Below are 13,686 nucleotides of genomic sequence, written 5' to 3' on the forward strand. Positions count from 1 at the left end.
GTTTGCGTGTTTTATTACATCATCAATTTAAGGTTAAAGGAATTCCGGTAATTTAGGGGTAGGAGCGAGAGCTCATACCCCAACATTTGACGTAGAACCCCAAATGCTACATACAGGATCAAAAAGAGAAAAGATGTTTTAAAGGAATTGAACGAGTGAGTGGAAAGAAATTCTAATCTATTGATTATCCATTATTCTTGCGGAAGTTTCAAGCCATTTAAAAAGCCGTTTTCCTAAATAACTAGGAAAACGGCTGTATTCTTGATGATAACAAACTTCTTTTTATTTCACATATAACTTCCAAAATTCACCTCCCACTTAAAGATTTTCTTTAAAAGATATATTGATTATAGTTGGAATCCTATTTCTGATGTGGTGAATTTTTTGAAGAGGAATCAACGTTGGATTTCTTTTTCTTTAATGATACGTGGAACAGAAGTTTTTAAGGAGAAATCTAAGTAATTTTTTTAGTGCCTCATCTGATGGCTGCCTCAAAATAAACACCTCACTACTAATTATTCTTTACAACCAGTTCTAATATATGCTCTGTAATACTGGAATTGATAGTATAAAAAGTATAAGTACTAATGTTCTTCTATTCAACTACAAGGCTACCCCCTAAAATAACAGTAAAGAACTGAGGCTGGACGATACACACAAAAAAATATTAACTTACTTTTGGAAATAGGAGATAGTACACTTCGATGGTGCTTAGCTTTGGAAGATGCTTGATATAAAATCCCTTTAGGAAGGGTGTAAAAATGAGGTATTTATATTGGTCAGTACAAATTGTGTGGTATTTTTTAATGACAGTTATAGCAACAACATACTTGAAACTATACAATTGGTGGTTTTTGGTTATTTGTGCAATTGTGATGTTTGTCGGCAGGGAGTTGATTAGGAAATTATTTAAAAGAAATTAAATAAGTAGGTCGCTTAACCACGAAATTGTCCTTAAAAAAGTCTGAAATCAAGCAGTAGGGATGAACGCATTGAAATTATCGACAGAGACTACCTTAAATTGCCAATTTAGGTATTTATTAAGCACTGGATTATTCAAACCAAACATCCCTACTGCGACTCTAGACGCATTTTACTAAATGCCAGGGGTTTGGTTTATCAATTGGATGGCTGTCTAGTTCCACATGAGAGAAATGGGAATCATCGGAATCCCACTAGGCCTGAATCTGAGTAAGTGAAATCTTGAACGTCGCATATATCCATACCTTCTTAGAAACTTGAAGATTACATCGTAGGCCCGTATTCAACCAACACATAAAATGGAAGCATCTCCCGGTACGATGGACGTATCAATCAAAGGAGGTGCTTTTTTATGCCGAAACAAAAGCTAGCCATTGTCTGCGTAACATTACAACCTGAAAATGGAAATGCTTCAGCAATAACCCCGCCATTGCTTCCTCAATTTCTGCTTGCACAATTAAAACGGCAACCGCAGAGCTTTCCTTTTTCAACGGAGTAGGTGAGCACATCATGCAAACAGTCATGAGAGAATTGAAAAATCTATGAGACAGGATTACACAAGTGTGAAACATATTTACATTATTGCTGGAGAAGTCTTCCTGTAACTTTCCTCTTTCCTTTGTTAAAAAGTCGGTTCCTAGCACCCATGAATTTGTATCAAGACTTTTCGCTATATGCTTGATAATCAATAAAACGGTTGACAGTAATGGGAACGGTTGTTATATTCCGAGATATGAGCGATGATGCTCTTAAAGTATGCTAAAAGTTCTTTGTGGCTATTATCAGTGATTTATGTTGTTAGAATTGCCACTATCATTTTTAAACTTATTCAATGTAGCTAAGCAATGAATGTTATATAAAAGGGATTATAGAAGGAGCTAGCATTTCACAAGCTCTTTATACTAAACTATCCAGAAACGAACGCTAGAGCCTTCATAGCTGATCAATTTAATTCCATTTGTCGCAAACTAGAGTAGCAACTCTGTGACTCCCTCTTTAACATATGATGCTATTCTTAAAGAAAAGAAATCATCTTCTGTACAAGATAACCGTTAATGGTTATTTTTTTAATGATAAATTGGTTGGTATAGTACCGTATTATTGGAAACGGATTCCGATTGTGAAAAGTAAATCCATGAAGGAGGATTAATAAATTATGAGTGATAAAATACTTATTGTGGATGATGAACGTGAAATTGCCGATTTGGTTGAGCTATACTTAAAAAACGAGAATTATACGGTTTTCAAATACTATACCGCCAAAGAAGCGTTGGAATGTATAGACAAGACTGAGCTTGACCTTGCCATATTGGACATCATGCTTCCAGACACAAACGGCCTCACTATCTGCCAAAAAATAAGGGACAAGCACACCTATCCAATTATCATGCTGACCGCGAAAGATACGGAGGTAGATAAAATTACAGGGCTAACAATCGGCGCGGACGATTATATAACGAAGCCTTTTCGCCCGCTGGAGTTAATTGCGCGGGTTAAGGCACAGTTGCGCCGATATAAAAAATACAGTGGAGTAACGGAGCAGAACGAAAATGTTATCGTCCACTCCGGCCTTGTTATTAATATAAACACGCATGAGTGTTTTCTGAACGAGAAGCCGTTGTCCCTTACTCCTACCGAGTTTTCAATTCTGCGCATCCTCTGTGAAAACAGTGGGAAAGTAGTTAGCTCCGAGCAGCTATTTCACGAGATATGGGGCGACGAATATTTCAGCAAGAGCAACAACACCATTACCGTGCATATCCGGCATCTGCGCGAAAAAATGAACGACACCATTGATAATCCGAAGTATATAAAAACGGTATGGGGGGTTGGATATAAAATTGAAAAATAAAAATAAAAAAAACGATTATTCCAAACTAGAACGAAAACTCTACATGTATATCGTTATGATTGTTATGGCAGCAGTTGTATTCGTGTTGTATATTCGTTCAATGATCCGAGGGAAACTTGGCGAGTGGATCGTACGTTTTTTGGAAAACCATTATGATTTAGAGTATTTAGATGCGATGAGAATATATCAGTATTCCATACGGAACAATTTAGAAATCTTTATTTATGTGGCAATTGCCATTAGTATTCTTATTCTATGCCGCGTCATGCTTTCGAAATTTGCAAAATACTTTGATGAGATAAATGCCGGCATTGATGTTCTTATTCAGAACGAAGATAAACAAATTGAGCTTTCTGCGGAAATGGACTTTATGGAACATAAGCTCAACACATTAAAACAGACTTTGGAAAAGCGAGAGCAGGATGCAAAGCTGGCCGAACAAAGAAAAAATGACGTAGTTATGTACTTGGCGCACGATATTAAAACGCCCCTTACATCTATTATCGGTTATTTGAGCCTGCTTGACGAGGCGCCAGACATGCCGATAGAGCAAAAGGCAAAATATGTGCATATCACGTTGGACAAAGCTTATCGCCTCGAACAGCTTATCGACGAATTTTTTGAGATTACGCGGTATAACCTCCAAACGATTACGCTCACGAAAAGGCACATAGACCTATACTATATGTTGGTGCAGATGGCCGATGAATTTTATCCCCAGCTTGCCGCGAATGGAAAACAGGCGGTTATCCATGCTCCTGAGGATTTAACCGTATTCGGCGACCCCGATAAGCTGGCGAGAGTCTTTAATAATATTTTGAAAAACGCCGTTGCATACAGCGAGGAAAACAGCGTCATTGATATTACGGCAGGCCTCTCCGAGAATATGGTGTCCATCGTATTCAAGAATGCCGGAAGCATCCCAAAAGATAAGCTCGCTGCCATATTTGAAAAGTTTTACAGACTGGACAATGCCCGTTCTTCCGATACAGGCGGCACGGGACTTGGCTTGGCGATTGCAAAAGAAATCATTATTCAGCATGGCGGGCAGATTCACGCGGAAAGCAACGATCACTATACGACGTTTACGGTAGAGCTTCCGGTTTTGCCGGATTTGGTTGATAAAAGGGGCTCCTAAAAAATGAATATTGTTTCTTAGGAAAATCTCAAGATTATCTTTATTTTTTCTTAGGAAATTAACAATTTTATATTAAAAAATGGCTCGTTCTTACGCGGTAGACTTAATATCGTAAGAACGAGCTTTTTCTGTTTTCCCAGAAAAAGATATGACAAGTTTACCGCGAAGGGCAACCTCATTTTATTTCTTATTGGTGCCTTTCGTAGAAAGGAATGGTCTTAATGATAAAAAACATCGGCATTACCGTTTATGGATGCGACCAGTATGAGGCAGATGCATTCCATGCCCTTTCGCCGCGCTTTGGCGTTATGCCCTCAATCATTAACGCCGATGTGTCGGAATCCAATGCCGTATCCGTCCCTTTCAATCGATGTATCAGTGTGGGGCATAAATCAGAGATTTCCGCGTCTATTCTTCTTGCGCTGAAGAGAGCCGGTGTGAAATATATCTCTACCCGAAGCATTGGTTGTAATCATATAGATATGACTGCCGCCAAGAGAATGGGCATCACTGTCGGCAATGTGGCGTATTCGCCGGATAGTGTTGCCGATTATACTATGATGCTTATGCTTATGGCCGTACGTAATGCGAAATCTATTGTACGCTCCGCGGAAAAACATGATTTCAGGTTGGACAGCTTCCGTGGCAAGGTACTGAGCGACATGACAGTCGGCGTGGTGGGAACGGGACATATAGGCAAAGCGGTTATTGAGCGGCTGCGGGGATTTGGATGTCAAGTGTTGGCTTATAGTCGCAGCCAAAGTATAGAGGCAAACTATGTTCCGTTTGATGAGTTGTTGCAAAATAGCGATATCGTGACGCTTCATGTGCCGCTCAATGCGGATACGCACCATATCATTGGCTATGAACAAATAAAGGGAATGAAGCAAGGCGCGTTTATGATCAATACAGGGCGCGGTGCGCTTATAGATACCGGTGCGCTTGTTAAAGCATTGGAAGACGGAAAACTGGGCGGTGCCGCATTGGATGTATTGGAGGGAGAGGAAGGGCTTTTCTATTTTGATTGCACACAAAAGCCAATTGATAACCAATTTTTACTGAAACTTCAAAGGATGGAGAATGTGATAATTACGCCGCATACGGCTTACTATACCGAACAGGCGTTGCGTGACACCGTTGAAAAAACAATTAAAAACTGTTTGGATTTTGAAAGGAGCTTGGCACATGGATAAAGTAAAAGTTGCAATTCTGTTTGGCGGTTGCTCGGAGGAGCATAACGTGTCGGTAAAATCCGCAATAGAGATAGCCGCTAACATTGACAAAGAAAAATACGAGCCGTTATACATTGGAATTACGAAATCAGGTGTTTGGAAAATGTGCGAAAAACCGTGCGCGGAATGGGAGAACGACAATTGCTGTTCAGCCGTACTTTCGCCGGATAAAAAAATGCACGGTTTGCTTGTTATAAAGAACCATGAATATGAAATCCACCACGTTGATGTAGCATTTTCGGTTTTGCATGGCAAGTCGGGTGAAGATGGATCAATACAGGGTCTGTTTGAATTGTCCGGTATCCCCTATGTGGGCAGCGATATTCAAAGCTCCGCAATTTGTATGGACAAAACGTTGGCATATATCATTGCCAAAAACGCTGGTATAGCTACTCCTGAATTTTGGGTTATTCATAAAGACGATAAGCCGGCGATAGATGAGTTTACTTATCCTGTTTTTGTTAAGCCGGCGCGTTCAGGCTCATCTTATGGCGTGAAAAAAGTCAATGGTGCAGACGAATTGAACACGGCAATTGAATCGGCGAGACAATATGACAGCAAAATCTTAATTGAGCAGGCTGTTTTCGGCTATGAGGTCGGTTGTGCAGTATTGGGAAACCGTTCCGAGTTGACTACTGGCGAGGTGGACCAAATCAGGCTGCAGCACGGAATCTTTCGTATTCATCAAGAAGCTGAGCCAGAAAAAGGCTCTGAAAATGCAGTTATAACGATTCCTGCAGACCTGTCGGCAGAGGAGCAAGAACGGATACGGGAAACGGCAAAAAAAATATATAAGGCACTCGGCTGCAGAGGTCTAGCCCGTGTTGATATGTTTTTACAAGATAACGGCTGTATTGTGCTTAACGAAGTCAATACCCTGCCCGGTTTCACGTCATACAGTCGTTATCCCCGTATGATGGCAGCTGCAGGTATAACACTTCCCGAACTGATTGACCGTTTAATCTCCTTAGCGTTAAAGGGGTGATAAGCATGGAAAAAGGATTTACTTTTTTAGATGAAATATTACACGGTGTTCGTTGGGACGCCAAATATGCCACATGGGATAATTTTACTGGAAAGCCTGTTGACGGATATGAAGTAAATCGCATTGTCGGAACATACGAGTTGGCCGACGCGCTTTTGAAGGTAAAAGAACTGGCTGCTGCTCAAGGGTATGGATTGCTTCTGTGGGACGGTTATCGTCCCCAACGTGCTGTAAACTGCTTTTTGCAATGGGCTGCACAGCCTGAAGACGGCCTGACAAAGGAAAAATATTATCCCAATATTAACCGAACCGAGATGGTTTCAAAAGGATATGTGGTCTCAAAATCAAGCCATAGCCGCGGAAGCGCAATTGATCTTACGCTTTATCAATTAGACACAGGTGAGCTTGTTCCAATGGGGAGCGGATTTGATTTTATGGATGAACGCTCTCATCACGCGGCAAAAGGAATTGCAGACAATGAAGCGGAAAATCGCAGACGTTTGCGTTCCATCATGGAAAACAGTGGGTTTGAAGCATATAGCTCTGAATGGTGGCACTATGTATTAAGAAACGAACCATACCCCAATAGCTATTTTGATTTCCCTGTTTTATAGCGAAAACATCTGATTAGCTAATAAGCCTTATTGTGATCAGGCCTGAGTACTTGCTTTGTTGTGTTTGTGGCGGTTCTTTCAATCGTTAGGGCCGTACTGGGGCTAATTTGAGGATATTTTTTCCGGTGTACTGATTAGCGCCAATAAAAGAACATACTCGGTAACAGAACTTATAAAAGGAATTGGTTTATCCAGCCCTTTTGTCGGCCTTGTGATTTCAACCGTTGTTTTCCGCATAACAACTTATTTCTGCTACTCCTTATACAGACTGTCAGTGAAGGCAAATAAAAAAGTCGTCATCTGGCAAGTGATTTAACACGCTTTCATTAAGGATATAGGGACATTAAGGTGGCTTTGATACATCAGAGCCGCCAGTTTTTACTTTTAATTATGGAAGACGGTGGCAGATAGGAGGCCATGCGCTGTAACTGTTCTGTTCGACAAATAGACCCAGGACCGTTGTCAAAAAAAGCCCGCCTTCGTTTCAGGCCTAGAACCAGCAATCGTGACACGAAGCGCAATTTCGAAAACAAATGGTAATAAGTCCATGCTTTTTGCAGGTCAACCAAATATAGAGATTGCAAATGAACAGATCTATCAAGGAAATCTACTTTTCATGATTGTCTACCATGAAAATTAACTTCTCTAAACTGATCAAACCACAGAAAGGTGAATTAGATGACGTACAAAAAATCGCGAAAACCTAGAAGGAAAAACTCAAAATTTAAAATTTATTCCTTTTTCTCTGTGATTCTTGTTTTTTTTGGTTTTATTATTTTCAATGTCAAAATTACCATCATTGGGCAGGTTGCTCCAAAATCCTGATAAGGATATTTCTAATGACAGTCGAATAAATTGGCCCAAGGAGGGACAGGCTGCTTTAATGATAGATGGACAATATTATGGTCAGTATGGTAACAGTAAACCTGTCCCCACAGCTAGTTTGGCTAAAATGATGACTGCATTTATAGTTTTAAAGAAATATCCACTTTCCAAGGGTGAAGACGGACCTTTTTATACAGTCACACAACAAGATGTAGCGATTTATAATGAAGAAGTGAAACAAGGTGACTCGGTTGTCAAAGTGGAGGTTGGTGAAACGTTGACTGAGAGGCAAATGCTGGAGGCTTTATTGCTGCCATCTGGTGACAATGTGGCTATTATGATAGCGAAATGGGCATACGGGAATGTCCCTCAATTTGTCAATCAAATGAACACTGAAGCCAAGCGTTTAGGAATGGATCACACAAATTATGCTGATCCTGCAGGTGTTAGCGAACTAACTGAAAGTACCGCAGTCGATCAGCTAAAAATCGCTTCAGTTGCAATGTCTTTTTCAGTGTTTAGAGAAATTGTGAACCTACAAAAAGTGACGTTCCCTATTGTCGGTACTATACAAAACACCAATTCAGATTTGGGACAAGACGGTATTATAGGTATCAAAACCGGTAATTTAGTCCATATCGGAAATATAGCATTAGCTGCCTATCGATCAGTTAATCACAAACGAGTTTTAGTAATTGGCGTTGTACTCGGTCAATATGGTCAGAATGTTTATGGTTCTTTAAATGCGGCGCTAATTGCTGGGAAAAATCTGATCGAAAGTTTTTAAAGCAATATCAGCCATATTCAAATCACTTGTAAATCCAAAATAAATCATTTGTTAATTAAAATAGGATATTGTTTGGATAAGTGAACGATTAAAAATTGCCAGCTGAACGATCAATAAGGCATAGTGTAATGGGAGTCGGTAAGCCCATTTTATAATAAAAAATAAGAAGGGGTTGGATTTCATTTAAAGGAGAAGAAGACGTTCATTTCAGTATGAATGAAATTGGTTATTTTAAAAAACATTAGCTTCCGGACAACAGGGTTGCTGAATAAAAATGGGAAGTCATCATTAAAAGAACAATGATGCCGCGATGTGACATTCCACTTATTAGCCTATTAACTAGTGGTCTTGCATTTTTTCAGTGAAATTAATAAGCGAAGTCAATGGATTGAACACCTTGATTAACCATTGTTTAAACTTATATAGAAGCTTAAAACTAAAAAAGAATTAGAGGAGATTATATGGAAAAAATATTATCTAGAGGATTGCTAGTTTTATATTTAGTGATACTAATCTGGTTAGTGCTATTCAAATTACAATACAATATTTTGTCAGTATTTCATTATCATCATAGAAGCCTTAACTTAATTCCATTTGCGGGTCCTTCAATAATAAATGGAAGTTTCGGAGAGATAAGAGATAATGTTATAATCTTTATTCCTTTAGGCTTGCTTTTGAATGTCAATTTCAAAAAAGTTGGATTTTTACTTAAGTTTGCTTTTATACTGGTTTTAAGCCTTATTATTGAATTATTTCAATTTATTTCAGCTATTGGAGCGACAGACATAACAGATGTCATTACAAATACTGTTGGAGGCTTTCTTGGACTGGAATTATATGTTTTAAGCAGTAAGTATGTTAATAATAAAATATTAGACAGAGTTATTATTTTTGTTGGTATACTTTTGCTCGTATTATTGCTCGATTACCGTACCCATTTAAGAATAAATTATTGAGAGATGTCTAAACCAAACAACCTGATTTTGCATTTCATCTTGCATACGCATAAAAATATTGAATGAATTGGATTAGATGGAACACGGTAAGTGGGAAACTTTCCTGTAGGTGTAAAGTAAGAGAAAAACCAACGATATTAGCTTGATCTTTTAGTTTAAGCTTATGCTTTGAATGCTTGCAGTTTGTTTTTTTATCGGAGTTTTTGATGTGGATGAGCTAATATTAAACACTTCTGGGGGATTGCTTGGCTATTGTGCTATTAAGCTTTATAGTAATATAGTAAATACCTCAAGCATTATCCATGATAGAAATGTTGTTGAAAAATAGGAATTTAAAAATATTGAGGAAGGTGAAACGTATCATAAGTAAATGAGGTTTTTATTTAATATGCTTAAAGGGTTCACTCCCGAAATGATTGCATTCACCATAAAAAAATTTTAGATAGGATGACAAGATGAAAAAAGATGTCACTTTAACGGTAAAGGGCAAATTTGTAAATAAATATAAAAGCGGTTATCCGCTCATATCAAAGGAAGCCATCATTAATTTTAACGAAGTTACTGAAGAAGGAACCATTATCCGCCTCGTTGATGAAAAGAATAAGTTCATAGCAAAAGGCTATTTTGGCAAACAAAACAAAGGCTACGGATGGGTTTTTAGTAGAAATGAGAAGGAACAGATAGACCAAAGTTTTTTTGAGAATAAATTGAGAGCTGCAATCAACTATAGAGAGTCGTTTTTTAATAATCCGGATACTAATGCCTTCAGAATAGTAAATGGTGAAGGGGATGGTTTAGGCGGATTAACTATAGAGTATTTTGATGGTTATTATTTAATCAACTGGTATAGCAAAGGAATTTATCGCTTTCGGGAGTATATTATAAATGCCTTGAAAGGATTGGTTGAGTTTAAAGCAATTTATCAAAAGAAAAGATTTGATGTCAGCGGGAAATATATAGAAGATGATGATTTTGTAGCGGGAGAAAGAGGGACATTCCCGATTATCGTAAAAGAAAATGGAGAACACTTTGCTGTTTACTTAAATGAAGGTGCGATGGTTGGTATATTTTTAGATCAAAGGGATGTAAGAAAAAGAATCCGGGACAGTTATGCGAACGGAAAGAACGTCCTAAACACATTTTCCTACACAGGTGCGTTTTCAGTGTTTGCTGTCTTAGGAGGCGCAGCCAAAACGACAAGTGTGGATTTAGCAAATAGAAGTTTAGGCAAGACCATTGAGCAGTTTAGCTTGAACGGGATAGATTATGATTCACAGGATATCATTGTTGAAGATGTGTTCCATTATTTTAAGTATGCGGTGAAAAAACAGCTGAAGTTTGAAATGGTTATACTCGATCCTCCAAGTTTCGCAAGGTCAAAAAAGATAGTTTTTAGCGCTGAAAAGGACTATAAAAATCTTTTAAAGGAAGCTATTTCCATAACAGCAGATAATGGGATTATCGTAGCATCCACCAATTCTAGCTCTTTTAATATGAAAAAATTTAAAAGCTTTATTGATCAGGCGTTTAAGGAAACAAAAAGGAAATACCAGCTAGTTGAGGAATTTTCCCTTCCAAAAGACTTTAAAACAATAAAAGAATACCCTGAGGGTAGCTATCTTAAGGTTGTGTTTATAAAGAATTTGCCATAGAAAAAAGGCAAATCATATCAATCCAGTAAAGCGAGGAATGGCATAGCTATTGGTCATTCCTATTTGTTTTGCAAGCTGTTAATAGATATTCACACATTCCAAAGGTCTACATTAAATTGTTTTAAAACTCTCACTTAGATACGTTATGGCGAACCGTTCCATAAGTCGAAAATTATTTTTTAACTTTGTATTATATACATTAGGGGAACTTGATTTTTACTGGATATCTTTTAGAAAAAAACGAAAGAAAAGTTATTTGTAAATGTTGATTTCCTTAGTTAAACTTCATAAGGCAAGGTGGATATAAATATGCTTAAAGAGGCTTGTGTAGAAAATTTTACGAATGTCCCCGAATTAATTTCTAAAGGGGCTGGCAGGATTGAACTTTGTGACAACCTTACAGTAGGAGGCACAACAGTAAGTCATGGTGTAGCGGAAGTAACTATTAACTATTGCCATGGTAAAAACATTAAGGTTATGGCCATGATAAGGCCAAGAGGCGGGAATTTTGTTTATAGTAAAGAAGAACTGGAAATGATGAAGCAGGATCTTGTTCATTTAAAGGAATTAGGAACCGATGGAGTCGTGCTTGGTTGTTTAAATGACACTGGCTGGATTGATGAAGAGGCAATGATCACCTTACTAGATTTAGCAAAAGGATTGGAGGTAACCTTCCACATGGGGTTTGATCAAATAAGCTCTGGAAATCAGTTTAAAGCGATTGATTGGCTGGTAAAACACGGAGTAAATCGAATCTTAACCCATGGAGGTCCGGCGGATACTAAAATCGCAGATAATCTAGTCAGGTTAAAGGAATATATTGACTATGCAAATGGCAGAATCATTATCCTCCCTGGTGGAGGAGTTTCTAATAAAAACCTTCATTTAATCACATCTGTATTGAATATAAGAGAAGTTCATGGAACAAAGATAGTCGATTGAAAGGGTAATGCTTCTTATCCTCATTAATCAAACGATGTATGAATAAACTTCATTTAGTTACTTAGTAGTGAACATGTACCATAAGAAATGGAAAGTAGAGATTTGAATTAGTCCGGCAATTGTTTGATAACGGAACTTCACTTATGGAAGTCTGTGCTTTTGCTTGATCTGTATATGGGTGACACAATAAAAAAAAGAGGCTGGTACAAAAGTATATTAACGAAAGAAAAACCGAATATTGCGTTCCAACCCCGCTTTGAAAATATCCTTCGTTTTCCGCGGGATTTCGGAGCTGATTTATGCAATATCCGTCTTTAGCTAACCACTTTTGAGTTTTCTCCCAGCTTCTCTTTTAGCTTTCAGAATTTGAAACTATGATAATACTACAATTTTACGAGCAATAGATTCTGTTAAACGAGTTGTTGCTTTTGGAACAGCCCATTTAATAATAGGTGTTAATACTGCACCTGATATTCCGCCTGCATGGACTTCTACGGTACAAGTCATGGCCGTTTTACCATTACCATCTTCTGCAGTAATATGTCCGCTTCCTGTAAAATTATCTGATAAACCTTTTAGTTCAAATTTAATATTTGAAGGTTCATTCCATTCGGTAATGTCTACCTGCACTTCTACTGTCTTTTTAATACCTTTCACACTGCCTTCAAATGTCCAAATTGATTGTTTGTCATTTATGATTTCATGTTCTTTATAGCCGGGTACCGTTGTTGCCCATTTTTCAAGATCGCTAATATAATCCCAAACTGCTTGTACATCTGTTGGTATTTCTACTGTGTGTGTTCCTGTTGCCATTATGATCCCCACTTCCGCTATATGAATTGTATATTACATTTCAATAATATAATTAATGTATATAAAGTATCAACTTATATCACTAATTTAACATAGCTTTCCTTTCTCCAATAGTCTGATTACTGTAAGAACTCTCCAATTCTTTCAAATCCACATAAAGAAAGAATCCGTTTGATCAACTTTTTTCCAAAACGGATTCTTGTTAAGGTTTAAAATACCAACTGACTTATTATCAGAACATACTATATATTAGAGCGTTTTTCGGCGTTTTGTAGAAGACATTCGCCATCAATGCTATTTTATGATCATTTTTTGCAAAGTCTGTTTTTGTGTCTCATCAACGAGTGGCAGCATCTTTTTCAGTTTTAACTTTTTTTCCTCTGTTAGGTTATTGAGAGAAGCTCTCATTCTTTCGACTAGCTCTGGTGTTATATAATTACTTTCATTCATTCGGATCAACTCCATTATTTTTAATAATTGGTCTGTACTTATATGTTGGTTTAATAATATTAGTTTTTGTAGTTGCTCAAGCTTATTGCGTAGCTTTTCCTTTAACTTTATCTGTTCATTTATGACTTCGAGTTGGGCTTGAACTACGAGCATCGGATCATAATTAGGATTGACAATAAAGTTATATATTTCTTCTAATGAAAATCCCAATTGTTTTAAAGATAATATTTGCTGAAGTTTTGACGCATCGGCCTTTGTATATAGCCTATGACCAGCTTCGGTAAATTCAGAGGGTACTAATAGACCTATTTGGTGGTAATGGTGCAGTGTTCTTACTGTTATTTCACACTGGCTTGCAAGCTCACCAATTTTCCAAGTAGTTTTGGGCATCTTTTTACCTCATTTCGTATGATTGTTTGTCGACAAGTACAGTATAAAACCTAACGTTACGTCAGGTGC

At 37.7% G+C, this 13,686-nt stretch carries 12 protein-coding genes; 10 read left to right on the forward strand and 2 right to left on the reverse strand.

The window, feature by feature from the left end; all coding sequences use genetic code 11:
• Nucleotides 1–1,333 precede the first annotated feature (1,333 nt).
• The 10 genes from G4D61_RS02930 to G4D61_RS02975 all read left to right on the forward strand — a co-directional run bounded on the left by G4D61_RS02930 (nucleotide 1,334) and on the right by G4D61_RS02975 (nucleotide 11,964).
• Nucleotides 1,334–1,480 (forward strand): hypothetical protein, encoded by a 147-nt coding sequence (locus G4D61_RS02930; protein WP_235929310.1) that lies wholly within the window; start codon nucleotides 1,334–1,336, stop codon nucleotides 1,478–1,480.
• 657 nt (nucleotides 1,481–2,137) lie between these two features.
• A complete protein-coding gene (vanR-A, locus tag G4D61_RS02935; protein WP_163173165.1) occupies nucleotides 2,138–2,833 on the forward strand; it encodes a vancomycin resistance response regulator transcription factor VanR-A in 696 nt (231 codons plus the stop codon).
• The gene (gene vanS, locus G4D61_RS02940) at nucleotides 2,817–3,971 is read left to right on the forward strand and encodes a vancomycin resistance histidine kinase VanS (protein ID WP_163173263.1); all 1,155 of its coding nucleotides are present in this window, start codon (nucleotides 2,817–2,819) and stop codon (nucleotides 3,969–3,971) included. The genes vanR-A and vanS overlap by 17 nt, the downstream gene beginning before the upstream one ends.
• A gap of 221 nt (nucleotides 3,972–4,192) precedes the next feature.
• The gene (gene vanH, locus G4D61_RS02945; RefSeq protein ID WP_205603197.1) at nucleotides 4,193–5,164 is read left to right on the forward strand and encodes a D-lactate dehydrogenase VanH; all 972 of its coding nucleotides are present in this window, start codon (nucleotides 4,193–4,195) and stop codon (nucleotides 5,162–5,164) included.
• Complete coding sequence (gene vanA, locus G4D61_RS02950) at nucleotides 5,157–6,188, forward strand: D-alanine--(R)-lactate ligase (protein ID WP_163173167.1); 1,032 nt, start codon at nucleotides 5,157–5,159, stop codon at nucleotides 6,186–6,188. Before vanH ends, vanA begins: the two co-directional genes overlap by 8 nt.
• 5 nt (nucleotides 6,189–6,193) lie before the next feature.
• Entirely contained in the window at nucleotides 6,194–6,802 is a 609-nt protein-coding gene (vanX, locus tag G4D61_RS02955) for a D-Ala-D-Ala dipeptidase VanX (protein ID WP_163173169.1), read from the forward strand.
• 883 nt (nucleotides 6,803–7,685) lie between these two features.
• Entirely contained in the window at nucleotides 7,686–8,414 is a 729-nt protein-coding gene (locus tag G4D61_RS02960) for a D-alanyl-D-alanine carboxypeptidase family protein (protein ID WP_163173172.1), read from the forward strand.
• Nucleotides 8,415–8,875: 461 nt separating this feature from the next.
• Nucleotides 8,876–9,370 (forward strand): glycopeptide resistance protein VanZ-A, encoded by a 495-nt coding sequence (vanZ-A, locus tag G4D61_RS02965; protein ID WP_163173174.1) that lies wholly within the window; start codon nucleotides 8,876–8,878, stop codon nucleotides 9,368–9,370.
• A gap of 455 nt (nucleotides 9,371–9,825) precedes the next feature.
• Complete coding sequence (locus G4D61_RS02970; protein WP_025731576.1) at nucleotides 9,826–11,022, forward strand: class I SAM-dependent rRNA methyltransferase; 1,197 nt, start codon at nucleotides 9,826–9,828, stop codon at nucleotides 11,020–11,022.
• 309 nt (nucleotides 11,023–11,331) lie between these two features.
• The gene (locus G4D61_RS02975; protein WP_035354935.1) at nucleotides 11,332–11,964 is read left to right on the forward strand and encodes a copper homeostasis protein CutC; all 633 of its coding nucleotides are present in this window, start codon (nucleotides 11,332–11,334) and stop codon (nucleotides 11,962–11,964) included.
• Nucleotides 11,965–12,336: 372 nt separating this feature from the next.
• Here G4D61_RS02975 and G4D61_RS02980 read toward each other — a convergent pair whose 3' ends face one another.
• Nucleotides 12,337–12,777: an SRPBCC family protein gene (locus G4D61_RS02980; protein WP_035354938.1), complete on the reverse strand. Its 441-nt coding sequence runs from the start codon at nucleotides 12,775–12,777 to the stop codon at nucleotides 12,337–12,339.
• Nucleotides 12,778–13,071: 294 nt separating this feature from the next.
• The gene (locus G4D61_RS02985; RefSeq protein WP_163173176.1) at nucleotides 13,072–13,617 is read right to left on the reverse strand and encodes a MerR family transcriptional regulator; all 546 of its coding nucleotides are present in this window, start codon (nucleotides 13,615–13,617) and stop codon (nucleotides 13,072–13,074) included.
• Between the last annotated feature and the right edge of the window lie 69 nt (nucleotides 13,618–13,686).

Source organism: Heyndrickxia ginsengihumi (assembly GCF_011008565.1).
GTDB lineage: Bacteria > Bacillota > Bacilli > Bacillales > Bacillaceae_C > Weizmannia > Weizmannia ginsengihumi.

Excerpts from the sequence above, each read along its gene's own strand:
- G4D61_RS02930 (WP_235929310.1), top strand. The coding sequence starts at position 1,334 with ATGCCGAAACAAAAGCTAGCCATTGTCTGCGTAACATTACAACCTGAA.
- vanR-A (WP_163173165.1), top strand. The coding sequence starts at position 2,138 with ATGAGTGATAAAATACTTATTGTGGATGATGAACGTGAAATTGCCGAT.
- vanH (WP_205603197.1), top strand. The coding sequence starts at position 4,193 with ATGATAAAAAACATCGGCATTACCGTTTATGGATGCGACCAGTATGAG.
- vanA (WP_163173167.1), top strand. The coding sequence starts at position 5,157 with ATGGATAAAGTAAAAGTTGCAATTCTGTTTGGCGGTTGCTCGGAGGAG.
- vanX (WP_163173169.1), top strand. The coding sequence starts at position 6,194 with ATGGAAAAAGGATTTACTTTTTTAGATGAAATATTACACGGTGTTCGT.
- G4D61_RS02960 (WP_163173172.1), top strand. The coding sequence starts at position 7,686 with ATGATAGATGGACAATATTATGGTCAGTATGGTAACAGTAAACCTGTC.
- vanZ-A (WP_163173174.1), top strand. The coding sequence starts at position 8,876 with ATGGAAAAAATATTATCTAGAGGATTGCTAGTTTTATATTTAGTGATA.
- G4D61_RS02970 (WP_025731576.1), top strand. The coding sequence starts at position 9,826 with ATGAAAAAAGATGTCACTTTAACGGTAAAGGGCAAATTTGTAAATAAA.
- G4D61_RS02975 (WP_035354935.1), top strand. The coding sequence starts at position 11,332 with ATGCTTAAAGAGGCTTGTGTAGAAAATTTTACGAATGTCCCCGAATTA.
- G4D61_RS02980 (WP_035354938.1), bottom strand. The coding sequence starts at position 12,777 with ATGGCAACAGGAACACACACAGTAGAAATACCAACAGATGTACAAGCA.
- G4D61_RS02985 (WP_163173176.1), bottom strand. The coding sequence starts at position 13,617 with ATGCCCAAAACTACTTGGAAAATTGGTGAGCTTGCAAGCCAGTGTGAA.